The organism is Erythrobacter sp. YT30 (assembly GCF_001542875.1).
In the GTDB taxonomy this organism is placed as follows: Bacteria; Pseudomonadota; Alphaproteobacteria; order Sphingomonadales; family Sphingomonadaceae; genus Erythrobacter.
Genome location: NZ_LMAF01000002.1, coordinates 517304 through 543568, shown reverse-complemented (window position 1 = coordinate 543568; position 26265 = coordinate 517304). Strand labels below are relative to the sequence as shown.

Annotated in this window: 20 protein-coding genes; 16 read left to right on the top strand and 4 right to left on the bottom strand. The window is 57.1% G+C overall.

Features of this window, described 5'->3' with window-relative positions:
• Positions 1-15: 15 nt before the first annotated feature.
• From AUC45_RS07215 to AUC45_RS07200, 4 genes are all read left to right on the top strand, one after another.
• Positions 16-3342, top strand: coding sequence for a TonB-dependent receptor domain-containing protein (locus AUC45_RS07215; protein ID WP_067600417.1), 3327 nt, complete (start codon positions 16-18; stop codon positions 3340-3342).
• A 104-nt stretch (positions 3343-3446) separates the two neighbouring features.
• Positions 3447-4667 carry a DUF917 domain-containing protein gene (locus AUC45_RS07210; protein WP_156423786.1) on the top strand — a complete coding sequence of 407 codons (1221 nt, stop codon included), beginning with the start codon at positions 3447-3449 and terminating at the stop codon, positions 4665-4667.
• Between the two features lie 132 nt (positions 4668-4799).
• Positions 4800-5927 (top strand): AraC family transcriptional regulator, encoded by a 1128-nt coding sequence (locus AUC45_RS07205; RefSeq protein WP_067600411.1) that lies wholly within the window; start codon positions 4800-4802, stop codon positions 5925-5927.
• A 94-nt stretch (positions 5928-6021) separates the two neighbouring features.
• Entirely contained in the window at positions 6022-7956 is a 1935-nt protein-coding gene (locus AUC45_RS07200) for a S41 family peptidase (RefSeq protein ID WP_067600407.1), read from the top strand.
• Positions 7957-7959: 3 nt separating this feature from the next.
• Here AUC45_RS07200 and AUC45_RS07195 read toward each other — a convergent pair whose 3' ends face one another.
• Complete coding sequence (locus AUC45_RS07195) at positions 7960-8676, bottom strand: hypothetical protein (RefSeq protein ID WP_067600404.1); 717 nt, start codon at positions 8674-8676, stop codon at positions 7960-7962.
• Positions 8677-9036: 360 nt separating this feature from the next.
• Here AUC45_RS07195 and AUC45_RS07190 point away from each other — a divergent pair, with 360 nt between their 5' ends.
• Positions 9037-9699, top strand: a complete 663-nt coding sequence (locus AUC45_RS07190) for a TetR/AcrR family transcriptional regulator (protein ID WP_067600401.1) — start codon at positions 9037-9039, stop codon at positions 9697-9699.
• On the opposite strand, the gene AUC45_RS07185 is transcribed toward AUC45_RS07190, so the two are convergent.
• Together AUC45_RS07185 and AUC45_RS07180 are read right to left on the bottom strand one after the other, a co-directional pair.
• Positions 9696-10730, bottom strand: coding sequence for an alpha/beta fold hydrolase (locus AUC45_RS07185; RefSeq protein WP_067600398.1), 1035 nt, complete (start codon positions 10728-10730; stop codon positions 9696-9698). The genes AUC45_RS07190 and AUC45_RS07185 overlap by 4 nt on opposite strands.
• A 98-nt stretch (positions 10731-10828) precedes the next feature.
• The gene (locus tag AUC45_RS07180) at positions 10829-13261 is read right to left on the bottom strand and encodes a TonB-dependent receptor (RefSeq protein WP_082701022.1); all 2433 of its coding nucleotides are present in this window, start codon (positions 13259-13261) and stop codon (positions 10829-10831) included.
• A gap of 168 nt (positions 13262-13429) precedes the next feature.
• Here AUC45_RS07180 and AUC45_RS07175 point away from each other — a divergent pair, with 168 nt between their 5' ends.
• From AUC45_RS07175 to AUC45_RS07130, 10 genes are all read left to right on the top strand, one after another.
• Positions 13430-14527, top strand: a complete 1098-nt coding sequence (locus tag AUC45_RS07175; protein WP_067600392.1) for a VOC family protein — start codon at positions 13430-13432, stop codon at positions 14525-14527.
• Positions 14528-14547: 20 nt separating this feature from the next.
• Positions 14548-15306, top strand: coding sequence for an SDR family NAD(P)-dependent oxidoreductase (locus AUC45_RS07170; protein ID WP_067600389.1), 759 nt, complete (start codon positions 14548-14550; stop codon positions 15304-15306).
• A 17-nt stretch (positions 15307-15323) separates the two neighbouring features.
• The gene (locus tag AUC45_RS07165; RefSeq protein WP_067600386.1) at positions 15324-17771 is read left to right on the top strand and encodes a PQQ-binding-like beta-propeller repeat protein; all 2448 of its coding nucleotides are present in this window, start codon (positions 15324-15326) and stop codon (positions 17769-17771) included.
• A gap of 54 nt (positions 17772-17825) precedes the next feature.
• Positions 17826-17948: a hypothetical protein gene (locus AUC45_RS16085; RefSeq protein ID WP_255356287.1), complete on the top strand. Its 123-nt coding sequence runs from the start codon at positions 17826-17828 to the stop codon at positions 17946-17948.
• A gap of 406 nt (positions 17949-18354) precedes the next feature.
• The gene (locus tag AUC45_RS07155; RefSeq protein ID WP_067600379.1) at positions 18355-19164 is read left to right on the top strand and encodes an isoprenylcysteine carboxylmethyltransferase family protein; all 810 of its coding nucleotides are present in this window, start codon (positions 18355-18357) and stop codon (positions 19162-19164) included.
• Entirely contained in the window at positions 19161-19880 is a 720-nt protein-coding gene (gene ubiG, locus AUC45_RS07150) for a bifunctional 2-polyprenyl-6-hydroxyphenol methylase/3-demethylubiquinol 3-O-methyltransferase UbiG (RefSeq protein ID WP_067600377.1), read from the top strand. Before AUC45_RS07155 ends, ubiG begins: the two co-directional genes overlap by 4 nt.
• Before the next feature lie 17 nt (positions 19881-19897).
• Positions 19898-20275, top strand: a complete 378-nt coding sequence (locus tag AUC45_RS07145; protein ID WP_233998573.1) for a DUF4149 domain-containing protein — start codon at positions 19898-19900, stop codon at positions 20273-20275.
• 21 nt (positions 20276-20296) lie between these two features.
• Positions 20297-20692 (top strand): dihydroneopterin aldolase, encoded by a 396-nt coding sequence (locus AUC45_RS07140; RefSeq protein WP_067600374.1) that lies wholly within the window; start codon positions 20297-20299, stop codon positions 20690-20692.
• Positions 20693-20905: 213 nt separating this feature from the next.
• Entirely contained in the window at positions 20906-21448 is a 543-nt protein-coding gene (locus AUC45_RS07135; RefSeq protein WP_067600372.1) for a hypothetical protein, read from the top strand.
• Between the two features lie 59 nt (positions 21449-21507).
• Complete coding sequence (locus AUC45_RS07130) at positions 21508-22917, top strand: hypothetical protein (protein ID WP_156423785.1); 1410 nt, start codon at positions 21508-21510, stop codon at positions 22915-22917.
• A gap of 70 nt (positions 22918-22987) precedes the next feature.
• Here the strand turns inward: AUC45_RS07130 and AUC45_RS15715 are convergent, their stop codons facing one another.
• A complete protein-coding gene (locus tag AUC45_RS15715) occupies positions 22988-23644 on the bottom strand; it encodes a response regulator transcription factor (protein ID WP_067600368.1) in 657 nt (218 codons plus the stop codon).
• 84 nt (positions 23645-23728) lie between these two features.
• Between AUC45_RS15715 and AUC45_RS07120 the strand changes: the two genes are divergently transcribed.
• Complete coding sequence (locus AUC45_RS07120; protein WP_197409527.1) at positions 23729-25708, top strand: HAMP domain-containing sensor histidine kinase; 1980 nt, start codon at positions 23729-23731, stop codon at positions 25706-25708.
• Positions 25709-26265: the final 557 nt, after the last annotated feature.

The window sequence follows — 26265 nt, the reverse complement described above, 5'->3', positions numbered from 1 at the left end:
AAATTGAGGGGCTCTATGCAAACTTCCCATCTCTCCCGCCCGGTATTCTCCAAGGCACTTCTATTCGCCGCCGCCAGCGCCCTGCCATTCGCAGCAAACGCGCAGGAAGCCCCGTCCTCAGAAGGCACTAACGCTGAAGAGGGAACGCCGATCGTCGTTACCGGCTCTCGCATTGCGCGCGATCCGAATATTGGCGCGCCTTCCCCCATCCTCTCAGTCACAGCAGAAGAGCTCACGCGAACCGGCACGCCCGATCTTGCTGACACTCTTCGCGACATCCCTGCGCTTTCGACATCAACCACCGCAGATGGGTCGATTGATGGTGTATTCAGTGCTGATATCGGTGTTGGCCAGTCAGTCCTCAATCTACGCGGCCTCGGAGCCAATAGAACGCTGGTCCTTGTCAATGGTCGCCGCCATGTTGCCGGTGTTGATGGACAGCAGGCAGTCGACATCAATTCTATCCCGACCGCTCTTATTGAACGCGTCGAAACGCTAACAGGCGGTGCATCATCAATCTATGGTGCGGACGCTGTCACGGGCGTTGTGAACTTTGTTCTCAAAGACGACTTCGAAGGGCTTCAGGCCAATGTCCAAAGCGGCATTAGCGGCGAAGGCGATGCTTGGCGCATCAATGGCGACCTCACTTGGGGCGTCAATTTCGCCGACGGTCGCGGCAACTTTGTCGTTTCAGGCGAATATGCTCGCGGTGATGAGATCCAATTTGGCGATCGCGAGTTCTCCCGCAACAACGGCATTTTCGATGACTATCCGAACCCTGCCTTCAATTTCCAGGCAGGCGATCTTGGAGCCGACACGCCAAACTTCAACGGCGAAGGCTTCAATGTGGGCGACGCCATCCCGACCGATGGTTTCAGCTTTACCCCTACTGCGGCTGAGCAAGCATTGATCGACCGCCGGTTGGGTGCAACCTCACGCTTCATTGCCGGCGACCCGCGCTTTGCAATTTCGGCGGCGGGCGGTCTCGTCGCGCCCGGCGACTTTGGCACTGGCCCTGATAACAATGGCAATGGCATTCCTGATTGCGACGAATCCTTCGTCGGCAGGAATGTTGGCGGCATCATCGGTGGTTGTGCCACTATCGTCGAAGGCGGCGGTGTGCAGATATATCAGGATGGTTTGATTGGTCGCCTTTCAAACCAGTTCGGTGGATCGGGCATCCCCAACAACTTTGATGTGAACTCGCTCATCCCGGAAACCGAGCGCTGGTCCATCAATGCGAACTTCTCATTCGAGTTTTCTGATGAGGCGGAACTCTTTTTCGAGGGTAAGTACGTCTCAAGCACGGCAGAATTTCAGGCCCAGCCAAATACGTTCTACGATTTGCTGACTGTGCGTTCGGACAACCCGTTCATCACCCCCGAATTGCAAGGTTATGTCACTGAACTGCTTGGTCCGCAGCTGGGATTCACAAACCCCGGCTATGATACGCAGTTCGACAATGGCCTTACCGATGGTTTCTACATCAGCCGCGATCCTAGCGACCTTGGTCCAAACCGCGACCGGGAAGAATACGAGACATGGCGTTTTGTGGGCGGATTGCGCGGCGCAATAACCGATCACTTCAGCTATGAATTCTCTGCAAATTACGGCCGTTATGAGCGCAGAAGCCTCGATCGCAACCGGGTTATCACTGATCGGTGGTTTGCAGCCATTGATGTGGTTGCTGACCCTGTAACAGGTCAGCCGATTTGTCGCTCAGATATTGATCCTACTGCGCCCACGACAACGCCATTCGGTATTCCGGTGAGCGATCCAGGATTTTTCACCTTCAATCCCGGTGATGGAAGCTGCCGTCCGGCCAACATTCTGGGCGGACCGGGCGCAATCAGCCAGGAAGCGATCGATTTCATCACGACCACGCTGGATGATCGCTTCACTCTCGAACAGTTCGTAATCAATGCGACATTCACGGGCGACACGGGCGCGTTCCTTGAACTGCCCGGCGGACCCATCGGTTTCGCTGGCGGCTTCGAATTCCGCGAGGAAAAGAGCGCAGCGGTGTTCGATCCGCTGATCCGTGGGGTCGTGCCTGTAACAACTCCGCAGGCAAACGAAGGTGATTTGCTCAGCGATCTTGGTTTCCCGCAGCAATCGCTGGTGTTCGACCCGGAAGTTCCGGCGCTCAATGAAAGCGGCGAATTCACTGTTTACGAATTGTTCGGCGAGCTTCGTTTGCCGATCCTTTCGGGTGTTCCGTTCGCAGAAACACTCGAAGTGAGCGGTGCTGCGCGCTATTCGAACTACACTTCGGTGGGTAATACGTTCACATGGAATGTTGGCGGTCTTTGGGCTCCGACGGAAGATATCCTCTTCCGCGGAACCTATGCTGAGGCGGTTCGCGCTCCGAATATTACCGAGCTCTTCGCACCGGCGCAGGGTACTACTTTCCGCCCAGATGATCCGTGCGACGCCAATGAGCTTGCAACAGCAGCGGACCCGGCGCTGCGCCAGAGAAACTGTGAGGCAATCTTCGCGGAATTGGGCTTTGATCCAACTCTCGGCACCGGCTCTTACGCGTACACCGACCCTTTGACTGCGCGTTTTACAGGTACGCTTGCCGGCAATCCGGATCTTGAGGAAGAAACCGCCACCACTTGGACGGTGGGCACGCAGATCACTCCTCGGTTCCTCTCGGGTCTTGTGCTCAGTGTCGATTATTACAACATCGAGATTGAGAACGCGATCGACCCGGTCGGTTCACAGGACATCGTTGATAACTGCGTCGATTCAGCATCCATTGACAACCAATTCTGTGCAGCTGTCGACCGCAGGCCTGACAATGGCGGCTTCCGCTTCCTGCGTCAGTCGGTGCTCAACTTTGCCCGGCTTGAAACCGCCGGGGTTGAGGCAAGCATCCGGTATCGCTTCGATCTGGGTGAGCACACATTCACTCTGGCGGGCAGCGGCACATGGGTGGACAAGATCGACGAGTTCTTTGATCCTGCCGATCTCACCAATGTTGATCCGGAACTTGGCGAATTGCAGCGTCCCGAATGGTCGGGCCGTGGGTCGGTCACTTGGGATTGGTCCAGACTCAGCGTGACGTACGGCGTGACCTATCTCGACTCAATGGGCCTTCGCGCCGTTGAGATCGAGACCGTGGGCACCGGCAACACCTTTGCCTACACGCCAGAGAACGGCCTTTCGGACGAGGCGTTCATTCACGACATCTCGTTCAATTTCGAGGCGACCGATCAATTCTCGATCTATGGCGGTGTCAACAACCTGTTCGATCGCGATCCATTCGTAACCGAGCAAGCCTATCCGGTGAGCCCAGTGGGCCGCTATTTCTTCCTCGGTGCGACTTTCAATATGTAAGCAGCGTCGCCGAAGTGAACTTTCAAAAAGGGGCGAGCTTCACGGCTTGCCCCTTTTTCGTTTGTGCGCCAATTCTACGTTGAGGATGAAGGGGAGGGTCTGGCGTGATCCCAAGACGGCAATTCATGGGCGGCCTCGTGGTCGCGACCGGGGCACTTGCAGCGTGCAGCGAAATGGGCGTCGAGGGCGGCGGACAAAGCGCTTCATCTACATCCGCAGTGCCATTGTCCGCGCAGGATCTCGAAGATGCCCTCGTTGGCAGCTCCTATCTCGGCACCGGTGGAGGCGGGAGCCTTGCCGCCGCGCGTGAGCTTGTCGCGGCTGACCTTGCTGCAGGGCATACCTTCAGCGTTTTGACCGTTGCTGAACTTGGAGATGAGGACAGCGTCGCTTGCCCGTATGGCCTTGCGAGCCTTGCTCCCATGAGCGCCGAGATGGAGGCCAAGCTCGAAGCGACGGAGAACCGCGTAGACGAACCTGTACAGGCGGCTTTCAGCGTCCTTGAGGAGCATTTGGGCACCAAGTTATCGGCGGTTATCCTTGGCGAGATTGGGCCTCTCAGTCTTGCCGAAGCCTTATCGACTGCGGCGCGGCTGGGCGTGCCCGCGCTTGATGCCGATACGGTCGGGCGCGCCGTGCCTGAGATCAACCAGCACTCGGTTAAAGTCGCAGGAATTCCTCTAACGCCAATTGGTGCTGCGACGCCATTCGGTGACAAGATGGTCGTCAGTGAATTGGGCGATCCCAGCCGCGCGGAAGATGTGCTGCGCGCTGTCGCCGAGGCCAGCCAAGTGTGCGGCGTAGCCGATTCTCCCATCACCGGCGCGCAGGCGAAGCAAGAAGGCGTCTTGGTAAAGGACAGCCTCACGCTCGCCCGCACAATCGGTGCTGCGGTGCGAGTGGCCAAGGCTGATGGCAGCGACCCTCTCGCAGCGGCTCTGAAAGCTGGCGGCGGCTATCTGCTATTCACCGGAACCGTGAGCGATTTTGATTGGCGTGATGAGGACGGCTTCTTGAAAGGCGATCTGACGCTAACAGGGACGGGCGATTTCGCGGGCCAGCAATTTGTCACCCAGTACATCAACGAACACCTGATTGCGCGCCGCGATGGAGAGGTTGTGGCGACGTGTCCCGATCTTATCAGCGTGATTGATCTTGAAACATATGACGGCCTTAGCAATCCCGATTTTGAGCGCGGAATGCCCGTCGCCGCGATCGGTTTTCGCTGCGATCCGTTATGGCGCAGCGAGGCGGGGCTTTCCGTCTTTAGTCCCGGCTATTTCGGCTTCGATGTGCCCTATGTCCCGATTGAAGAATTGATCTAGCTAAGCGCTCGCGGCACCTCAAAATCCATAAATTCTACCTCCTGCCCCGTGCATTATCGAATTTGAGACGCCTCAAATCGCGCGCGCGCCTATGGCCGCAATCTGTAAATTGTGCATACGGACAGAGTGGATATGGCTGGCGCTGAAGACTTGGTGATGAATTGGCGATCTGCGCTGATTGGCCTGACGATGGCCTGTTCGTTGATTGCGCTTGCTTATCTGATGCGCCGCGGGATTGAGCGGGCAGCGATCTTCTGGCTTGCCGTGTTTGTGATTGCGGCGAACATTTCTGCCGTGCCGATGCTGATCGGCTTCGCGGGCGCGTATGACATATGGCCGGGGCTGACTTTCCTGCCGACGCAGACTGCATTGCTCCTCGGGCCGGCAATTGCTTTGCACGGGCGGTCCTTGATGATCGGGCGATCTGACAGACGACTATTGTGGCTGTTTGCGCCGGGAATTCTTTACCTTCTCTATCAGCTCTGGGCTTTCACGATGCTCGGCGATTATCGGGCGAAATGGGCGTTTAACGACGCAGTGCATGAGCCATATGTCTTCCCGGCGGCGATGATCCTGGCGTGGGTAATGGTGGGGGGCTGCCTAATCTATGTGTGGCGCCTGCGCGCACGATATCTTGAGTGGCTGAAGCACAACCGGTCCGACGATGATCGCTTCAGCCCCGCTTGGCTCACGCATCTTGTTGTGTTGGCGGCGGTGTCCGCGCTGTTCTGGGCGATTGAGGTCACCGCCGCACAAGTGCTCGATTACAATTACTTTGAAATCTTCATCTGGGATTTCATCGCCCTGTTTGCGGTCTTCATCATCACGCTCGAAGCCCTCGCAGGGATTGATCGCCCATTTCCCAAGATGGCGGAGGAAACCGAGGACGATCCCACGCAGGCCGACATTCCGGCAGGCCGCGATTGGGTGCTCGAGGGTGCACGGCTCAAGGCGAAAGTGCTCGAGGAGAAATGGCACCTCGAGGCCGGGCTAAGCCTTCAGACGCTTTCGCGCCGATTTGGCACCAATCAGGTCTATCTCTCGCGCACTATCAATCAGGGGCTTGGCGAGAATTTCAGCACATTCATCAACGGTCTGCGCGTCGAATACGCGAAGCAGATGATCGAGCGTGATGAGCAAAGCATGATCGAGATCGCACTTGCTGCAGGGTTCGGATCGAAAGCGAGCTTCAACCGCGCTTTCAAACAGCATTCGGGCCAATCCCCGAGCGATTACAGAGCGGCACGTCACGAGATTTGAGACGGCGCAAATCATAAAAAGCGAGGCAAATTTCGCGATTTGCAGCGCATAGGCGGCTGCGCTCAGCCACCAGACTGGGCAAAGGAGAAACACCATGCATCTCAAGCCATTTGCCACCCTCTTTGCTGCCGCCAGCCTAGCTTATTCCGCTCCCGTTGCAGCGCAGGATCATCCGCGTGACAGGTGGCTGAGCGCTGATGAGGTCGCATCGGATATCGCGCTTGCGCAGGAGGCCTATTCGCGCATTCATCCCGGCTACACTCGCTATACAACGCCTGATGAGATGCAGGCTGCGTGGGCGGACATCACGCAGCAGGCCAAGGAAGATAACGGGATGCGCGTGGGTGATCTCTATCTCGCGGTGCAGTTGGCGCTCACCCATATTCGCTGCGATCACACCAAGGCGGAACTGCCTGCTGCCTTGCGCGATGCGCGCGCTGGTGAGCCGCTATACCTGCCTTTCCGGTGGGAGCTGATCGAAGAGCGCGGCTTGATCGATGTTTCGATGGAGGGAAGCGGCCTTTCGCGCGGCGAGGAAATCATCGCTATCGATGGCCGTGCGCTTTCCGATGTCGTGAACACCATTGAGCAATACATCCCCGTCGATGGCTACACCAATTGGGCGCGCGCGGGCGAAGTTGCACAATCGCTCGAATTCATGGGCGGAGGCGTTGATCACTTCGGCGTGCTTCTCTGGGGCGCCAAACCCCACGCCGAGCTGACCCTTCGCGCTGCCGATGGTTCTGAACGGACAGTCACTGCCAACCGCGTAAGCTATAAGGAATGGAGGGCTTTGGGCGAGGCGCGGCGGGCGAACTTTGCCGATGCGGTGTCGTTTGATCAGGTTGGCGAGGACACTGGCTATCTACGGATCGACACCTTCGTGAATTACCGCCAGCCTGTCGATCCGCACACACTGCTCGCGCCGATCTTTGAAAGCCTTGCTGAAGAAGGACGCGACCGGCTCATCCTTGATCTGCGCAAGAATGGCGGCGGCTCCACCGATGCAGCGCAGGCGCTCGCCTCCTATCTCATCACTGACGCGCAGCCCTTGAAGCGATCCATGCAGGTCGCAACGCTCGACGTGTCGGGCATCAAGGAGCATCTGAGCACCTGGGATCCGCGCGCGCTTGATCCGGACCCGCGCGGCTTTGTCGCCAATCCTGACGGCACCTACACATTGCGCGACGGGATCATGGAGGACACCAAAGTCATCGTGCCCGCTGATGCCGCTTTCGATGGTGAGCTGATCGTTTTGACCAGCACCGCCAATTCATCGGGCAGCACCAATCTGCTCGCCGTGCTGGCCGAACAATCCCGCACCACCTTGGTGGGAGAGCGAACGGGTGGCAGCGCGGAGGGGCCAAACGCCGGCTTGCTCTTCACGCTCACCTTGCCGGAAAGCGGCATCAGAACGCGCATTCCGCTGTTCCGTTATCGCAACAATGTGGCGTCATTTGAGGAGGGGCTGGGAGTGACGCCTGATATCGCCGCGCCCATGACCGTCAATGCCTTTCGCGACGGCCGCGATCTGGCTCTGGAGAAAGCGAAATCCTTGGCCGAAAACCCACAGCCCAGCGGGCAGGCAGTCGAGCAAACGCTCACCGCATCCACTGCAGATTTTGCGCCTCTCACTGGTGAGGATTGGGCGGGTGAGCTTGAATACCTCAATTATGGCAGTGACAAGCGCTCCATCATCCCCGTACGCATGATCGTCAAAGAGCCATCAGGGCGATCCATGGGGTATGGCTTTCTCTATCCGGGCGAAGAGGACAAGAACGCATCAAGCCGCATCCGCATTTCGCGCGATGGCACCAGGATTGATGGCTATGCGATCACGCGCAGATATCCCGGCGATGATGGGCGGCTGATTATCGTGACGGAAGGAAGCGGGCGCGACGACAATCGCCCGGCTGATATTCGCCTGACTTATGAAATCGGCGAAAACACTTTCGTCCTTCGCAAGGATGTCCGCTTTGAAAGCGGCGAGTTCTTCAATCGCAACGAATACCGCCTGACGCGGCCCTAGGCTTTAGCTCGGTGCCGTGATCATGGCGGGATCGCCAGAGATAACAGGCCAATACCAGACCAGCGCGGACAGGCCGAGCCATGCGGAAAACATCAGCAGGTAAGGCCAACGGCGGGGCAGCAGCCTTGCCACCAGCAATGTTGTCGCCGCAGTGCCGCCCAGCGCAATCAAAGGCGCAATTGCTGCGGTTGTGCCTTTTCCTGTCAACGCTGCCTGAAACGCCATATTGGCCCATTGCGCGGGCAGGAGGACCAGCAGCCAATCCGGCAATGATCCAGGTTCGACCCATGCGGTGATCAGAAAAGCGGCCTCTCCCGCCACCACGAAAAGGGCAATCAGCCATCCCTTGTCGAGCGCGCTGCGAGCAAACAGCGCGCCCCTCGCTGTGAAGCTTAGAGTGGCGATAACAATCGCAAAGCCCAAGAATAATGGCTGCAGCAAAGGCGGCATTCCCAGCGCGCCCGCCAGTCCAATCAGCCAGACCCCGCCCAGCAAAGCGAGCACCACGCCGACCCACAAACGTCCTGACGCCGCAGCAGCAATCATCCCGAGACCCATCAGCCCCAGCGCCAGTATCGGCCCACCAGCGTCCAACAATGGCTGCAGCGTTTCTGCCAGCGCAAGCAAGGCAATCGTCGGTGCCGCGATCCCAAGCAAGGCGACAGTCAGCCAGGCAAGGACAGGCCAGGCAGCGCGGTGCGCGTTTGTCGGAGAGTTCATAGGCCGAACAGTGTCAAAGAAAGCTGCGGATACGGAGGTATGAATTCGCAGAGCCTAATTTCCTGCCAAATACAATGGAATTAACGCTGGCGGCGCCTTGTGACTGCAGCGTCTCCCAACGAGTAGGATGTCACAGCGTATGATAATGACAGAGCAATGGAGCAGAGTTTGTAAATAGGGCTTTCACCCAGGGTTTTGATGCTCGCAGCGGCTTTCTGGATTTGTCGCTTCGCTCTCAAAAAGGAGGCATAGCGAGTGGCGCAATGCGGTGGATCCGCTCGCGCATCCCCGGCCCAGCATAAACTGTTTGTGCGGCTAGACTTGTTGCGGCTCGATCCATTGGAGTGCTACCATAGTGAAATGACGCGAGTATCTTCTGCGCCCACAGCTCTTGCCGAAAAGAAGGCTGGTCCCAAGCGACGTTATTCGCCCGAGGTCAGGCGCTCCATGATCCTCGATACCGCAGCCGAAATGGTCGCACGAGAGGGCATCGCCTCTTTGTCGCTTGAGAGGATTGCGAATGACGCTGATGTGAGCAAATCTCTGATTTATCGCTATTTCGATTCACTCAGCGCCCTGCTGAAGGAATTGCTCGATCGCGAATTGAAGACATTGCGGCAGCGTCAGGCGGCTGGAGCCGAAAGGGCTGAGACATTCAGCGACCTTGTGCGCAATGTGACGCACGAATATCTCGACTACATCAAACAGCGAGGCCTGATTATCGAGCGATTGCAGGCCGATCCGACTATTTCCAAGATGCACGATCCGACCGATTACTTGCGGCAGTCTTCCGTCGATTACATTGCGGAAATACTCGATCAGAATTTCGGTATTCCGCTCGAAACGGCAAAGGCTCTCACCGATATCTCTTACGGGCTGCCGGCATCGGCAGGGGGCTACCTTTTGCGCAATCCGCAATTCGACAGCCAGGAGCTGGAAGATCTGACCGTTGCGATGATCATCGGGGCTGTGAACGGTGTGCGCCAAGACTACATGATGAGTATGCGCAAGCTGAAGCGTTAGTCGGCTCGCTCGCGCTCAATCACCGCCCGAATTGCACGGGTGACTTCTTCCGATCGTTCAAAGTGTGGCCAATGACCAGCGCCGCGAAGCTCAAGCTCCGTCAAATCGTCGCTGCTTTCTTGCATCAGCGCGGCGTAGCTCGGCGAAAAGACCCGATCTGCATCCCCCCAGATCAATTGAGCGGGCATTTCAAGCCTGGCTGAACTTGATGGCCAATAGCTTGCCTCGGTCACCTCGTCAGGCTTTGGCAAGTTGGCGCGATACCAGTTGATGTGGGCATTGAGCCTCCTTGGATTGCCTGTCGCGTCGCGGAACAGCTTTCCCAATTCGGGTGACATATGGCCCGCATTGACGAGCGGTTCATAGGCTCCGCTCCAAACCCGCTTATGACCACCTGTGGCGACAATTAGGATAGGATTGGCACTCTTGAGGCGTTCGACATAGGCAGCGCGCTCTCGTGCCGCTGGATCGCGCGAAAGCGCTTCAACCAGCGCAATCTGCGAGGGCGCTCCAACACCCGTTACGCTCAGAACACGCTCCGGGTTTTGCTGGGCCAATCCAAAGGCAAATCCTGCTCCCCAATCGTGTCCGACCAGATGCACGTTCTGGATTGCAAGGTGATCAAGCAACGCCAATACGTGCTCGGCCATCGCCTGCAGCTCATACGGCTCTGTCTTTAGGGGGGCATCCGAGCGACCGGCTCCCAGTCCATCGATTGCGATCACCCGATAATCGGCCTTGAGCTCCTCCATCTGAGTGATGAAGGAAAGCCAATAGGATGGAAAACCGTGAAGAAACAGAATGGCTTCGCCTTCGCCAGCCTCGACATAATGGAGCGAATGTCCGTCCTTCTCGAAATAGCCTTCGCTAAAGGTGAAGGCTGATTTGCTAACCGCGTTGGCGTGCACGACAGCTGGGTCTGGCGTGCTGCGGTCAACGTCCACCGGAGTACGGGACCAAAGAGCAGCGAACACAAACGCCAACGCGACAATCGCGATTGCAACAGAAGCGATGCGAAGAGCGATTTTCAAATCAGGCTCGTTTTATTCATGCGCACCAAGAAACCGGGTGGAAGGGATGCTGCCAACTTTCAGCATCCCTTCCGGAGAGAACTGATGCGCTGCCTCACTCAAAAGCGGAACGTAACATCGACGCCGTAGGTCCGAGGCTCAAGCACGACGACTTCGCGGAAGCGTCCAACAAGACGGCCCGCCGGCAAGACGCGCGTGATGTCGTCATTGTCGAACACGTTCTTGACGTAACCGCGGATTTCGAAATTGCCCCCATCCGGCACCAAGAGCAGTTTTAGGTCTGTCTGGCTGTACCCGTCGAATGTATCGACCGGCTTGTTAAAGACCGTTCCGGTGAATTCGCTCTGCAAGTAGTGGTCAATGCGAGGCGTTGCGGACCACGTCCCGACCGGAATCTCGTACTGAACACCAATCGCCAGTTTCACATCGGGTGAAAAGGGCAGTTCATTGCCGTCGAGGTCCTGTACGACGCCGACGGGCGTGACTTCGGCAACCACAACACCTGGTGCGGTGCCAAATGGATCGGTTTCGTCGATCGACTGGAAATCCTGAATTTCCGTGTTGAGGTAAGACAGAGCCAGGTCCAATTGCAGACCATCCGCCGGGCGGATGAGAAATTCTGCTTCCGCGCCCCACACAACTGCATCTGTGTTTACTGTCAGCGCGGCGGTTGCCGATGTTTGGCCGATCTGAAGGTCTTCATAGTCATAGTAGAAGCCTGATACGTTGGCGCTAAACGTTCCATCAGCGGTCGTTCCCTTCAGGCCGAATTCGACCGCGTTGAGGAATTCTGGATCAAAGCCCGATGTCTCTACCCCAACTTCATCGGGATTGATGCCGCCCGCCTTATAACCGCGTGACAGGCTGATGTAGCCGAGCACATCCTCCGAGAAATCGTGATCGAGCACAACCCGACCGGTGAAAACACCCCGTTCGAACTCGCCAAAAGTGAATTCAGGTAAACTCAGATCGGGTTGCGGGTTGAAGAAGATTTGTCGCGTTTGGATGGTCTTGTCATCATGGGAATACCTCAGCCCCCCGGTCAGACGCGTATTCTGTGACAAATCGAAATAGACTTCGCCGAAAATCCCGAAGCTTTCGGTCGTGACCGGATTGGACTCAATCACCAAGGAATCAAAGGTGTCAGGCAGGCCCAATTGCTGTTGGCGGGCGGCAATGGTGACGTGCGTAAAGTCCGCCGAAGAGGAACTCCGCCTGTCGTAATAGTTCCCACCGATCAGGAAATTGAATGGCCCAGCAAAGCTCGATGCAAGCCTTAGCTCCTGAAACCATTCACGCGCGTCTGACAAATCGCGGCGACCGGACAGAATTGCTTCTGTGGTGACGCTCGTGCCATCGCCGAAGAAATCAAACGTGATTGGACCTGTTAACCCGAGCGAAGGGACGAGCCGGTCGAAATCCTTGAACAGCTCTCGCTCGATTTCCTGATATCCCGTTAGCGAAGTGACAGTCAGGTTGCCGAAATCATGGTTGACTTCAAGCTGCGCGATCCACTCCTCAGAGAAGTATTCCGGATCGACGTCTTCATTGAGCACTCTGATATCGTCCGGATTGAGCGTGTCCGCAAAGTAGTTGACCGCAGTCGGACCGAAACCGGTTGCGATAATCCCCGTCAACGCTCCAAACGTGTTGAACAGCGTACCCCTTGAATCAGGAGCTTCGAACGCGTTGTTCAGCGGTGAACAGCCCAGCGTTGCATCGGTTTCGCACAAGACTTTCGTGCGCAATGCGCGATTGTCGTCCTCGCGGAAATACTGGACCACGAGGTCGGCACGCGTATCACCGAATTCGAATTTCGTGCTGCTCCGCAGCGAGAACATTTCACGGTCGTCGATGTCGTTACCGGTGAAAAGATTGGTGGCGTAGCCATCGCGATCCAGGAAAAATCCGGCAAAGCGCGTCGAAATGTTGTCATTGATGGGCAGATTGATCGCGCCGCGCAGACGCACGGAATTGAAATTGCCATAGCCAGCGGTCAGATAGCCCTCGAACTGATCTGTTGCTTTCTTCGTGATGATATTGAGGACGCCTGCCGTCGTGTTGCGCCCATACAGGGTCCCCTGCGGACCGCGCAGGACCTCGATACGCTCAAGATCGAAGAATTCGGCTTCGGTGGCTGGCGAGCCCAGATAAACCCCGTTCACATGTGAGCCGAGCCCGGATTCTGATGTCGCCGAAATAGCAAGGTTGCCGACGCCGCGCAGCGATGCACCAAACTGATCCACGGTAAGGTTCGGCACGGAGAAGCTGAGATCAACAGCGTCATCGATCACTTTGTCTTCAACTAGCTGACCATCGAAAGCGGAAATGGCGATTGGCACATCTTGAAGGTCTTGTTCGCGCTTTTGCGCGGTAACGAAGATTACGTTCTCCGAGGCGTTTTCGTCCGATTCGTCAACTTCGGCCGCACTGACTTGCGCAAAGGCAGGATTCGCAGCGAGGGCGGCTGCAATGGCCACGGCGCTGCTAAGTCTACGAATCTGAATGATTTGCGATGCCCTCTTGGACATATTTCCCTCTCCCTATAAGTGAACTTTTAGTCCTTCTGATGCGGGTGATATGCCATAATATGCAAATCGCAAAGCTTTTAATTTGACTTAAAGTCCATTTAGAGGCAGTTTGAGGATGTAAAGACCGCTTTTCGACGGGATCGCGAAGCGGATGATGGGAGAGAAACAATGCCGAATGTCGCGCTTTTGCGCATGCGCATGGCGCAATCAGTGAAGCAAGCGCTTACGATTGCTTGCGGCTCGCTGGCTTTGGGCGGATGCGGCCTTATGGGTGGCGGCGCCCCGTCCGAAGTTCGGCCTGATAGCGTTATCGAAGGTGTCGGAATGGTCGGCATCCATGTGAGCGACGTGGCTGCGGCGGAAGCGTACTATTCCAGCGCTGTTTCGACACAGACCATTGATGCGCCAGCAATTGATCCAGACGGCGCTTTGGGAGGCCTTCTAGGCAATTCAGATTTCACGGGCGAAACGCGCCTTGTTCGCAGCGCGAACACGCAATTGTGGCTTATGAATTTTGGAGAGCAGCCATCTTCGAGCTCAAGACCGGGTGCAGTGCCTGTTCAAGGCCCCGGCATCGCGCATGTTTGTTTTCAGGTCGCTCGTTCTACCAATTCCTATGACAAAATTCTCGCTGCCGGCGCATCACCCATAGGTGCTGCAGACTTGGTCCAACTGTCCGACGAAAACCCGGTTCATTATGGCTATGTCAGCGACAAAAACGGCATCATCACCGAGATTGAGGAAGTCGACGTTGCAGAGCTGGGATTGCCAACTCCGCCGAAAAATACACACCGCATTCGCCACGTATCGCTCGCCACGCCCGATCTAGAGGCAATGGTCGATTTCTACAGGGTATTTCTTGGCGGACAGGAGCCGCGCCATGTCGGGAGCTGGATCAATGTGTCGGGCGAGAACATCGACAAGGTTTCCGGGCTGAAGGATAGTGCGATTGAAATGGCGTGGTTTCAGGTGCGCAATCTGGAACTCGAAATATTCAAGTATCACAGCCATCCGACCGAGCGCCCGGCAGAGCCGCGCCCGATCGATGCGCCTGGCTACAACATGATTGTCTTTGACGTATCCGATCTTGAAGCTGCCAGAAAGCGGCTGGTCGATGCGGGCGGAGAGCTGGTCACTGGGCCAGCGCGCTTTGCCGATGGCGAGGCGATCTTCGGGCGTGATCCCGACGGCAATCTGCTGGTGCTGCACAAGGTCGCCGCATCCTCGCCGTTCTCGGCCAAAAACTTCGCAGATAACGGTATTTGATCAGGATCTCAGGAGCTGGAATGTTCGATCTGACTGGAAAGGTCGCGCTGGTCACAGGCGGCAATGGCGGGCTTGGCCTGGCTTATGGACGGGGCCTCGTGAAATGCGGCGCAAAAGTCGCTGTTTGGGGGCGCAATGAAGAAAAGAACGCAGCGGCAGTGGATGAACTGCGCAGCATGGGAGGCGAAGTAGAAGCCTTCACCTGCGATGTGACCGACGAGGCCGATATCAAGTCGAATTTTGCGGCGACGATTGAGCGGTTTGGCCAGGTGGACAGCTGCTTTGCCAATGCTGGCGGCGCGGGTTTTCGAGGCATGTCGCATCTGACCAGCCGCGAAGCATGGCTTGGTGCAATTGATCTCAACCTGATGAGCGTCGTTCACACTTTCAGCGCGGTGACAGAACATTTGCTCTCACGCAAAGCTCCGGGCCGCTTGATTGTGACCTCATCGGTTGCCGCTATGGTCGGCACAGGCGGCGCCGCAGGATATTCAACCACGAAGGCTGCGGTCATCGGCTTGATCCAGTCGCTCGCCTTGGAGCTTGGTCAGGCCGGCATCCGTGCCAATGCCATTTTGCCGGGTTTCATCGAGACCGAAATGTCCATGCAGACCAGTCAGGAATTCAAGGATGCACAGCGCCGTCGCTCGGCCATAGGCCGGATTGGCAAACTTGAAGACATGGAAGGCATCGCGGTCTATCTTGCCTCGGATGAAAGCGACTTCATGACCGGGCGCTGTGTGATCCTCGATGGCGGACACACGATCCACCCCCTATAAGTCGCCGGGAGAACTACATGCGCAGCCTTGTCCATTGGGTGTATACAGTATTCCTGATCCTGATCGGCTTGCTGCTCAGCGTACCTGGTGGCTATCTGGCCTATCTTGGCGGCAGCGTTTATTATCTTCTTGCCGGTCTTGCGACGCTGGGCTGCGCTTTTTTCCTGATCCGCCGAAGTGTGAAAGCGATATGGATCTATGGCGCAATTCTGGCGCTGACTCTGGTCTGGTCGCTCTTTGAAGCGCAGCTCGATTTCTTCGCGCTTCTGCCACGGCTGGCGGCATGGCTTGTCCTTGGACTCTATTTCCTGACGCCGTGGTATCGCCAGTCGCTAAAGCCCGTTTCCGATCCAGCACCGAAACCGCTCAACCGCTGGATCATCGGTGGCCCTACCTTGGCAGCGCTCGCCGTCCTCGCAGTCGCTGCGTTGCCTGAATACACTCAGAACGGCAGTGGTACTGTGCGCGAAATCGATGAGACACTCGCGTCCGATTGGGAGCACTACGGCAACACGCCGGGTGGCACTCGTTTTGCGGCAATCGACCAGATCAACACGGATAGCGTTTCAGGCCTCAAGGAGATCTGGCGCTACCGAACCGGGCTTGAGGAGGATTTCAAGGCCACTCCGCTCGCAATTGACGGCACGCTTTACCTCTGCGGAGCGGCCAATGTCGTTATCGCGCTTGACGGTGAGACTGGCGAAGAGATCTGGCGGCACGATCCCGGTCTGACCCCGCCCGATACGCATCAATACGCGATTACGTGCAGAGGCGTTGCCTACCATGAAGCAGCAGAAGACTATGATGGCGAATGCAGCGCCCGCATTCTCACAGCGACAATCGATGCAAGCTTGATCGCGCTCGATGCGCAGACTGGCGAGTTGTGTGAGGATTTTGGTGAAGGCGGTATCGTTGATCTACGCGTCGGGATTGGCGAGCACTTGCCCAAGGAATACTACCACACCTCGCCACCGACCGTGGCTGGCAACAATCTGATCGTTGGCGGGCTGGTGCTCGACAATCAGAAGCTGGGCCTCCCCTCCGGAGTGATCCGTGCCTTCGATGCCTTTACCGGTGAACTTGCATGGGCTTTTGATGTCGGCAACCCAGGCAATCGCGGTCTTCCTGCAGAAGGTGAAACCTACACGCCAGGCACTCCCAACGTCTGGTCGATCATGAGCTATGACCCTGAGCTGGATCTTGTCTACGCTCCCACCGGCAATGCCAATCCCGACTATTTCGGAGGTGCGCGGCGCGAGTTTGATGATCGCTATTCCTCAGCGGTAATCGCCATTGACGCGTCAACCGGCGAGGAGCGTTGGACCTATCAAACAGTCAAGCACGACATCTGGGATTATGACGTGCCCGCTCAGCCTGTGCTCGTCGATGTTGAACGTGACGGTGAACGCGTCCCGTCCATCGTCATTCCGACCAAGATGGGTGAGCTATTCCTGCTGGATCGCCGTGATGGCACTCCTGTCTATCCGATCGAAGAGCGGCCCGTTCCGCAGAGCCCTGAACTTGGCGAATACCTCTCGGAAACGCAGCCTTTCTCACCGCTTCCAAACTTCCACCCTTACCGGCACGAGGCCGACATGTGGGGGCTTACTCCGATCGATCAGATGGTGTGCCGGATCGAATACCGGATGATGCGCTATGAGGGCATGTATACGCCGCCCACGACAGGCGGTACGCTGATTGCGCCGGGCAACTTCGGCGGGTTCAATTGGGGCAGTGTATCTGTCGATGCCGATAACGGCCTGCTGGTGGCCGCGCCCATGTTGCTTACACACCGCCTGTTGCTGGTAACTCCCGAGCAGGTCGCTGAAGCCGGACCATTGGGCGGCAGGCTGCTTGGCGAAGAGCACCCCGCCGTGCGCATGACGCCTGACGCCGAAGGTCCAAGCGTCGATCCGGACGATCCCTACAATTACGAGCAAGTGCGCTATTATGGATTGCCCATGCCATTCATGTCGCGTCTTGGCACGGCCATCCCCTGCTTTGAACCGCCATGGTCGAGAATTGCCGTGATTGACCTCAACACGAAAGAGCTGCTGTGGAGCCGGCCGGCTGGCAATATGCGCGATGCAGGGCCTTTCAACATGCGCAGCGGATTGCCAATCGATGTTGGCACGGCAGTGAGAGCTGGCACTATGACGACGCGCGGTGGCCTTGCATTCCTCAGTTCCACCATGGACCGCACGGTCCGCGCATATGATGTGAGGACCGGGGACGTGCGCTGGTCAGCTGATCTTCCGGGCAACGGCCAGTCCACGCCAATGTCATTCGTTTCCCCGCAATCGGGGCGGCAGATGATCGTGGTCACAGTGCCCAACCCCTCGTGGCGTTATCCGCGCGACCCCGTTACCAACGAGTACCTTGATTCCCAAAGTGTTCGCGATGGCCAAGGCGGCTATGTTATCGCCTATGCGTTGGGAGATGACGCCGACACCGCTGCGGAGTGAGGATCGTCTATGGTCCTGAGATCGTTTTCATGGATCTGGGCAATCCATCGCGTGATGTGCACGAAGAGTGTTTTGCCGTCAGCCGGGCAATGGACCGTTCGATTTGGCCAGAACGCGATTGTCCAGAATTTTGCTGATCCGGTGACCTATGGAGTGCGCTTTGGCGCGCGGTATTGAACGCGCATTGCTTCGCTAGGGCAGGTAAGGACCAAACTCCTCGCCCCAAGACATTTGCGATACCAATTAAACCTTCAAAAACGCGGAGGTTTTGAGCGGTTCTCGATATCGTGCTGTTGCGCGAAGCGGCGGATTTCTTGCGACAAAATCATCAGGTTTTTGGGACCCGGACAAGCTTTGCACCGTTGGGTGTGTGCAAGCACAGTTGCACAGGCCGTGTCTGGCAAGAACTGCCGTGCAGCTAAAGCTAGACTTTGGTGGATCGTTGAGCGTTTTTCGTACGGGGCAACAAAAGGATTTTCGCAGTTCCCGCCTCCTTCTTTCCATACGAAATGGCCAATATGCTCGCTCTCGATGAGACCATGAAGACGGTAATATCGGCTAATCACGACTGAAGCTTAGTCTTATGCAATCCCCTCATTTTGAAAGACTTTGGGCGCTTGCACGCAGCGTCTATGACGCGCCGCAGGGTGCCGGGCGCAAGAGCGCCGCGCTTCTGGCGGGTGTAGCTGTGCACCTTGCGTTTGCCGCTGGCGTCGGGGCGATGGTCGTCGCGATGTTCTTCGGGATGAGCAGGAGTTTCGGAACCGTAGCTTGGCCTTATGCGGCAATCGTCAACGCTCTCTTGGTCCTTCAATTCCCCGCGCTCCATTCATTCCTCTTATCCGAACGCGGCCGCGCGATATTGTCCAATCTGGTGCCCGGAAAGTATGGCGGCACACTCGGGACATCGGCATTCGCTTTTCTGGCCTCCATCCAGCTCCTGATGCTGTTCACACTCTGGACGCCGTCAGAGATTATATGTTGGCGCGCCGAAGGATGGACGTTCTACGCGATCTCCGGGGCGTATGCCTGCGCTTGGATGCTGGTTGCAAAGTCAACCTGGGATGCGGGCATCGAAGTGCAATCGGGCGCGCTTGGGTGGCTCTCAATGCTGGCGAAACGCAAGCCCGTATTTCCCGACATGCCAACCACAGGCCTTTTCAAGATTATTCGTCAGCCAATCTACGTATCATTCGCGCTGACCTTGTGGACGGTACCCGTCTGGACCCCTGATCAACTGGTGCTCGCCATCAGTTGGACTGCCTACTGTCTTGCCGCTCCAATCCTCAAGGAGCGCCGCTTCGCCGCTCGCTACGGCGATGAGTTCCAAAGCTACAAACAATCCGTGCCCTATGCGTTGCCGCTGGGGCGAATGAAGGACGATGACAAATGAACAATCCGGCCCGAAACAACCTGGAACTCTATGACGAAGTTGCAGAAGACTGGTGGTCTGATGATGTGCGCTGGATCCGAACGCTCAAAAACCTCGTGCCAGGCAGGCTCGGCTGGTTTGAGAAGCATATAGATTGGAACAGCAAGACCGTTCTTGATGTCGGCTGTGCGGGCGGCTTTATGACTGAGGCGATTGCCCAAAAAGGAGCGAACGTCACGGGCATTGATCCGGCACAGGATGCAATCGCTGCAGCGCGGTCGCATGCCGAACAGTCCGGCCTGTCTGTTCGATACGACGTTGGTGTCGGAGAACAACTGCCCTATCCCGACGATAGCTTCGACGCGGTCGTTTGCGTCGATGTTCTTGAGCACGTGTCCGACCTTCAAAAGGTCATCAGCGAGATCGCTCGTGTGTTGAAGCCGGGCGGAATGTTCCTGTTCGATACGATCAACCGCAATCCGATTGCGCGACTTGCGACCATCACGATTGCCGAGGACGTGCTTGGCTTGTTGCCGCAAGGCACGCACGACCCAGAGATGTACATCCGGCCAAAGGAATTGCTTTCAGCATTCTCGAAAGTTGGGCTTGCGCCCGGGCCGATGACCGGCCTCGGCCCACGCGGCATTAATCGCCGCGGAGACCTCACGTTCGGCGCCCTGCCATTCAAGGCGATCCTCTACATGGGCGTCGCAGTGAAAAAAGCGAATGATGGATGATCTAGTTCGCACTGCTGGTGACAGCGCTGATGTTCGGGGCAACAGTTTTATATGCATTTGGATTTGCAGCTTTTGTCTTCTCGGCGCTTCCTGCTGAAACGGCGGGCCCTCTGATCCGGCGGGCGTTTCCTCACTTCTACCTATTTGTATTCGTTACTTCCGTGCTTGCCGCAGCAACGAGCGCGGCGGCGGATCAGACCGTTGCTCTTGTTTTAGGCGCAATCGCTGTCACGACACTTGTCGCAAGGCAAATGATCATGCCTGCTGTTAATGCAGCGACGGATCGGGGAGCGAGTGGTCGTTTCAAAGTGCTACATTCGCTTTCGGTGGCAATCACTCTGGCGCACATTGTCGGTGCCGGTTTTGCCATCGTCCTGCTCGCGGCCAAGGTCTGAAAGAGTGGGGCGAAGCTAACAATGGCTATGACAAGCACAGTTGAACTTACAGGGCTCAGGCTGCCAGTGGACCTTGGGACGTACGGCCCAGGAGATGTCGTCCCGGATGCGCATTTCCTCGACATGTCCCTGACGATTGATGCCTCGCTTGTGCTCGTCGATGGGGACTCGATGGCGAAGGTCTTTGATTACGATCCGCTCATCCGCGAGATCGAGTGTTTGGCCAGCGACGGCCACTACAAAACGCAAGAATGGCTCATGTCCAAGATCGCAATGGCTTGCGCCAAGTATGCTGCGATTGAGGCAGTGGAGCTCAAGGTATACAAGACGCCCGTGCTTGATGGGACGGGGACTCTAGGTGTGCAGCTTTCTATCGATCAAAACGGTCTCTCCAGATTAAGGGCAATAGTGGGATGATCGGATTTTGATGAAATCAGGCCGATAGGATTGCTGGTTGCTAGTCCGGTGAAACAGGCCACACGGGGCAGGTAGCCTCCTTCCGCCGCAAATCCAGCTTTCCGCTTCCTGAATACGTGTGCCCTTCGTTTGGGGGATCGACCCCATTCAGCTCGCCCCTGATCGCTGCGACAACACTCTCACATTGGGATGACCCGAATGAGGAGAGTGTTGATGACCTGCCTGACTGCAAAGAGACTGAGCTTGGTGGCCGTGGCAAGCCTTGCCTTGGGAGGCATTGCTGTACCCGCGCCCGCTGATGCTCAGGTCCGCGCGATGTTGCCAACGATCGATCAGATGGAACCGCTTCAAGCGCTGCCCATCGATGGAATGTGGGAAGTCCGCGAGATCGGCAAGCGCATCGTGATCGAAAACGGGCACGCCTATGCTGAAGACAGCTGGGTGCACATGATGCTCTTTCGCATCGAACCCGACCAGGTCGTGATCAAGAACATCCGCGAGCTCGCCGATGGTGGCTTTGTCGGACAGGACTTGCCGCTGATGGCGGGGGTGACGTTCGAATGGATCGATGAAGAAACGCTGCAGGGTCGCACCGATGGTTCAATCCCTGTCGTCTATCACCTCGACCGCGTCGATGGCTTTGATGCCGAATACTCGGACAATCCGTGGGACACGGACACGTCAGAAGAAGACGACGTCCCTCTGATGGAACTGCCCGAAAACGACAATGACGAAGAATACGTGGAGCCGTGGTGAGAGCCCCGCGCCCAATTGCAATGCCAATCGAGACGCAATTCAAGACAAGGAGAAAAGCCATGTTCAAGATGATGATGAAAGCGAGTGCTGTTTTCTCAATGGCACTGGGAGCGACGATGGTTGCACCTGCAGGACCGATCGGCCCAAGCCCAGCCTATGCCGGAGTATTCGGCAAGGACTGCGGGGGACTGGGACAAAAGACCTGTATCAGCTTCAACAAGGACAAGCGCTGCAACCCGGGACTGGTCGAACGCCGTCAGTCTGGTCGCAATATCTGCGTGCGTAAGACTGCGGACCGATCGAACGAGCGTGATTGTGGGGGCCTCAACCAGAAGACCTGCATCAGTTTAAGCAGAGAAAAACGCTGCAATGCCGGGCTCGTCGAAATGAGCCGTTCTGGCCGTAACATCTGCGTTCGCCCAACCACACCGCCGCCTGAGGAAAAGAATTGCGGGGGTCTGAACCAGACGACTTGCATCAGCTTTAATCCGGCCAAATGGTGCGATACGGGGCTCACGGTTCTGCGCCAGCCTGGACGCAATATCTGCATTCGCAAGGCTGATCTGCAACCAGGATCAGATAAGTGCGGCGGAGCCTATCAGCAGCGCTGTCAGAACATCAATCCGGCCAAATGGTGCGATGCGGGCTTCCGCAACAAGGTCCAGTTTGGCAAGCCAGATATCTGCGTTCCTGACCGGGTTCGTGATGGTCGGCCATGCGGCGGAGAAGGTGAGGTCGTTTGCAAGAGCATCAACCCTGCAAAGTGGTGCGATGACGGCTTGAAGAAAAAGATCCGCTGGGGCCAGCCTGATATCTGCATCAAGAAAATCACCAACAAGGATCGCTTGGACGTTGCAGGCGCCGTTATCCGCGAGATCGGCACTGAGAACCCGCTCGCAAGGCTCACCAAGTGTGTCAAAAACCCACGCAAGCTGGCGAGCCTAGAACTCGCGATCAGAGAGCGTTCCAACAATGGCGTGAACCGCTTGCTGAGCGAGTGCGGCGCGAACCCAAATGCGCTGCAGGACATGGGCAAGCTGGCTTCGCTCAACAACGGTGTGCAAGGCGGGAACGACAAGAAGTTCAAGACGCTTTCGATCACAGTGGGTGCAAGCGGCGCAGCCGGTGTTGCAGCCGCAGGCGGAGCTGGCATCCTGATTGAGCTCAAGAAAGGCCCCAATGCGCGCTGGTTCTTCACCGGCGGTGTGGGTGGCGGCCCGAAAGCCGAAGTGGTTGGCGACGTCACTGTGGGCCTGTCGCGTTCCACGATCCCGACCAGACGCATAGGCCTTGATCACGGGATCGGCGCGGTTGTCTCCGGTCACTACATCGTGGGTCTTTCAGGCGGCGTCGAGTTTGAAGGCAATTCGCTCGACTTTGCAGGGATCAGCTTTGGCGCCGGTGGCGGAGCAGGAGTTGGCGGAGCGGTTTACAAAACCGGTGCGATCTTCCCTTTCAAAGACCTTTGATCATACCCCGAAACGAGCCCGGCCAGCGTCTTCATTCGCTCGCCGGGCATTTGCCATGAATAGCCTTGAATCAACTCGCATTCGGATCGATCAGCCCTTCGCGAAGAGCATGGGCGATCAACTCGGCTGCGTTGCGCGATCCCGTTTTACCCATCACGCTGGTGCGGTGGCGATCGACCGTTTTGATACTGATACCCAACGCCTCACCAATCTCGCGATTGGTTCTGCCAGTGACGACCTGGCTCAGCACTTGACGCTCCCGATCGGTCAGCGGTTCCAGATCGACCCCATCTTCCAAAAGCCGGGTAAAGCGGCTGCACACAATTCTCCCGCCTTCAAGGATGCGCGGAATTGCGCGAATGACCTCTCCCATATCGTCGGCTTTGCAAAAGACACCGTCTGCCCCGATTTCTACAAGTTCAGCGATCTTCCCGCGCGCCTCGATGCCGGTAAAGATGATGACGCGGGTTTCAGGAGACCACCGGCGCGCTTCGAGAAGGACTTCGGTGCCGCCCGCATGCGGCATGGTGACATCGAGCATCAGCAGGCCCGGCCTGTGTTTACGCACTGCGACAATGGCGTCGATCCCGTTATTGACTGCTTCAACAATCTCGATCCTCGCGCCCTGAAGCGCGTCCTCATTGCCCAGCGAGGACGTCAGCGCATCACGAATTATCGCATGGTCATCCGCGATGACCGCACTTGTAACTGTTCCGAATGCCCCCATTCGCGCCACGCAGATATTGCCCCCAAGCTCTTCGCCTTTTTATTCGCGCATCGTATACGAAAGGTGGACGGGGGAAAGAGCGGTTTGAAATTCGTTAGAAAAGCGCTTTTGGCATGGATCATTTTGCTGGCGACTTTGCTTGCGGCTCCGGTGAACGCTGAAGCTGGGTTTCCGCTTGCAGTTGAACCGGGCCGCAGCCAGGAGATGGTCGAGAATTCCGCCCGCTATCTCGTCACCGCGCGAGATGTGGAGATCGGTTTCGAAGAGGCTCGCGCCCGCTATCACGATGGCGATTTTAGCGCCCAATTTCAGTCGGATAAGACCGGTGCGTTTCACGACTGGCGAGTTTGGGCTGCGCTACCTTTTGAAAGCGCAGCGCATTCGGGCTCGCAGCCCATGCGCCGGGTCATTGGTGTGGGCGGCGTATTTGTGCGTCCGCCGCGGGTGTATCTGGATTGCGAGGGTGAAACGCCGCGAGAAATCCTCGCCACGAGGACCGGGGAGGGCGGTCCCTTAAGCGCGCGCTATTTTACTTATGTGCGCTCGCAGAGCTTCACAATCGCGCCGGGCCAGAGCTGCCTCGCGCTCATCAACATGGCGAGCTCGGACAACCCCAATCTGGGCATTTTCCGCGAGGGCGAACTGGGAACGCGGCAGGTCGTTGCGGTGCTGCTCAAAGGTGGGGTGACGGCCACTTTGCTGATTATCGGGTTGATCCTCGCGATCGTCTCCTACCTCACATCGCGCCCTCTCGGCCTGCTTTTGGGCATCACTTACGCGCTCGCAATGGTCCAGAACGAAGCGTCGTTATTCACTACCACTTTCATGACCGATCGTTTTGCCGCTCGGGAGCTTTGGGAAAACATCACGCTCCTGACCATTTTCGCAATGGTCTACACCTTCTTCTATGGCTTCCGGGACGAACTGCGGCTGCGAAATGGTTGGTTGCGGTTTGGAGTGGCTCTCGCGCTTGTAGCACCCGTCTTCGCAATCGCGCGCAGTTCAAATGAAACACCCGATTTCATCTGGGCGCTCTATCTCGCCCTGTTTCTCTTTGCGATCACAGTTACCTTCCGGTTCGACATTGCGCGCCCCTTGAGGCTGATGGCTGGATTGGTCTTGCTCACCAGCGCGGCGGGCGCGTTTGTCACTGAACCCTACATTTTCGGGCGGTATCTCTCCGATCTGACGATCGAGTGGTTTCGCGACCTGTTTCGCCTTATCGCTGGGCTCGGCATTCTTGGGTTGCTGCTGGTCGACGTATTGCGAACACGGCGTGAGCGGGCCCGGATGGTGGCAGAGCGGATCGAAGCGCTTGAAGTGCAGGCCGAAACCGACCGCCGTCTTTTGGAAACCGAGCGGGAATACGTCCGTGCGCGCGAGGCGGCGACCCGGACAAAAGCGCAGCTCGCTGCAGCCAGCCATGATATTCGTCAGCCGATTGTCGGCCTTCGTGCGGCTGTACGCAGCGAGGCGGAGCGCCTCTCGCCAGGACTGCAAGATCGCTTGAGCGAGGCGATCGACTACCTGGAAAACCTGACGCGCGAATACTCCAATCGTGATGAGGTGCTGGGCGAAGCGCGGCTTGGCCCAGAGGAGACAGAACCTTATTCGCTTCACCTGATCACGAGTGCGGTCGAAAACATGTTCGCAGGTGAAGCAAAAGAGGCGGGAGTTGAGCTGGACGTTACAGGATCGGAGCTCCTCACGACTATCCCCGCCCTCGCGCTTATTCGGGTCACCAGCAATCTGGTCGCCAACGCGCTGCGCCATGCCGATCCAAGCAAGATCGAAGTGTCAATCACCGAGCAGAATGGCCATTGCCAGATCAGGGTGCGCGACGATGGAAACGGCATGGATGCAGCCACCCTATTGAGAGTTCAGGAAGCGGGAGCCAAGTCGGACACATCGGATGGAGACGGCCTCGGCCTTGCTATCATCCACGACTTAGCCGCCCGACACGGATTTGAATTTCACCTTCATTCGCAGCCCGGGGCAGGCACGGAGGCGACAATCACGCTTTCGAGTACTGGTGATCATGCGCATGAGAGCCGCTCCGTCTAACGAAAAATATCGTTTACGCGGCTGGTCAGACGATGCTCTTTGTTCCGAAAGCTTAGCGTGAAATCACACGTAGATCATCACAATGGACCGGCTGACATCGGGCGATGAGTTGAAACTTTGGAATGGGATATCAGGTGCTTGGTTGCAGTGCATGACAATGCGCGATCCTCGCTCCCTTTACGATCCATTGGGGGTAGTTAGCCTGAAATCATCAAGCTCTCGGACTCCCGCAAGAGCGACTGCCTGAAAGCGACAACGATTGCAGAGGAGACGGATGGCGGACACGGAGGTGGCAAGCCGAAAGCCATAAAGGTCTGATGCCAAAGTGTAAAACTCGGCGCAACTCGATGCTGCTCCCACAATAGCTCCCACAGGTGGAGGCAGTCGAACCGAAACTCGTCTCCGTTCGAGCGTCCGCTATGCGACCACATCCAAGACGTAGGCATCCAACTTCTTTGTCGCCGAAAGCGGACATCTCACAAGTAAAATCCTGCTTAGTGTGCGAGATGACTGGCGAAGGTGCCCTAACGTGAGACTTGCTTAGCGAAGTCTGGATA

What these genes read in the sequence shown, in the direction of transcription:
- AUC45_RS16085 (WP_255356287.1), top strand. Translation starts at nt 17,826, where the DNA reads ATGTGCACGAAGAGTGTTTTGCCGTCAGCCGGGCAATGGACCGTTCGA.
- AUC45_RS15715 (WP_067600368.1), bottom strand. Translation starts at nt 23,644, where the DNA reads ATGGGGGCATTCGGAACAGTTACAAGTGCGGTCATCGCGGATGACCAT.
- AUC45_RS07180 (WP_082701022.1), bottom strand. Translation starts at nt 13,261, where the DNA reads ATGTCCAAGAGGGCATCGCAAATCATTCAGATTCGTAGACTTAGCAGC.
- AUC45_RS07155 (WP_067600379.1), top strand. Translation starts at nt 18,355, where the DNA reads ATGCAATCCCCTCATTTTGAAAGACTTTGGGCGCTTGCACGCAGCGTC.
- AUC45_RS07140 (WP_067600374.1), top strand. Translation starts at nt 20,297, where the DNA reads ATGGCTATGACAAGCACAGTTGAACTTACAGGGCTCAGGCTGCCAGTG.
- AUC45_RS07205 (WP_067600411.1), top strand. Translation starts at nt 4,800, where the DNA reads ATGGCTGGCGCTGAAGACTTGGTGATGAATTGGCGATCTGCGCTGATT.
- AUC45_RS07175 (WP_067600392.1), top strand. Translation starts at nt 13,430, where the DNA reads ATGCCGAATGTCGCGCTTTTGCGCATGCGCATGGCGCAATCAGTGAAG.
- AUC45_RS07195 (WP_067600404.1), bottom strand. Translation starts at nt 8,676, where the DNA reads ATGAACTCTCCGACAAACGCGCACCGCGCTGCCTGGCCTGTCCTTGCC.
- AUC45_RS07215 (WP_067600417.1), top strand. Translation starts at nt 16, where the DNA reads ATGCAAACTTCCCATCTCTCCCGCCCGGTATTCTCCAAGGCACTTCTA.
- AUC45_RS07170 (WP_067600389.1), top strand. Translation starts at nt 14,548, where the DNA reads ATGTTCGATCTGACTGGAAAGGTCGCGCTGGTCACAGGCGGCAATGGC.
- AUC45_RS07200 (WP_067600407.1), top strand. Translation starts at nt 6,022, where the DNA reads ATGCATCTCAAGCCATTTGCCACCCTCTTTGCTGCCGCCAGCCTAGCT.
- AUC45_RS07130 (WP_156423785.1), top strand. Translation starts at nt 21,508, where the DNA reads ATGTTCAAGATGATGATGAAAGCGAGTGCTGTTTTCTCAATGGCACTG.
- AUC45_RS07135 (WP_067600372.1), top strand. Translation starts at nt 20,906, where the DNA reads ATGACCTGCCTGACTGCAAAGAGACTGAGCTTGGTGGCCGTGGCAAGC.
- AUC45_RS07165 (WP_067600386.1), top strand. Translation starts at nt 15,324, where the DNA reads ATGCGCAGCCTTGTCCATTGGGTGTATACAGTATTCCTGATCCTGATC.
- AUC45_RS07190 (WP_067600401.1), top strand. Translation starts at nt 9,037, where the DNA reads ATGACGCGAGTATCTTCTGCGCCCACAGCTCTTGCCGAAAAGAAGGCT.
- ubiG (WP_067600377.1), top strand. Translation starts at nt 19,161, where the DNA reads ATGAACAATCCGGCCCGAAACAACCTGGAACTCTATGACGAAGTTGCA.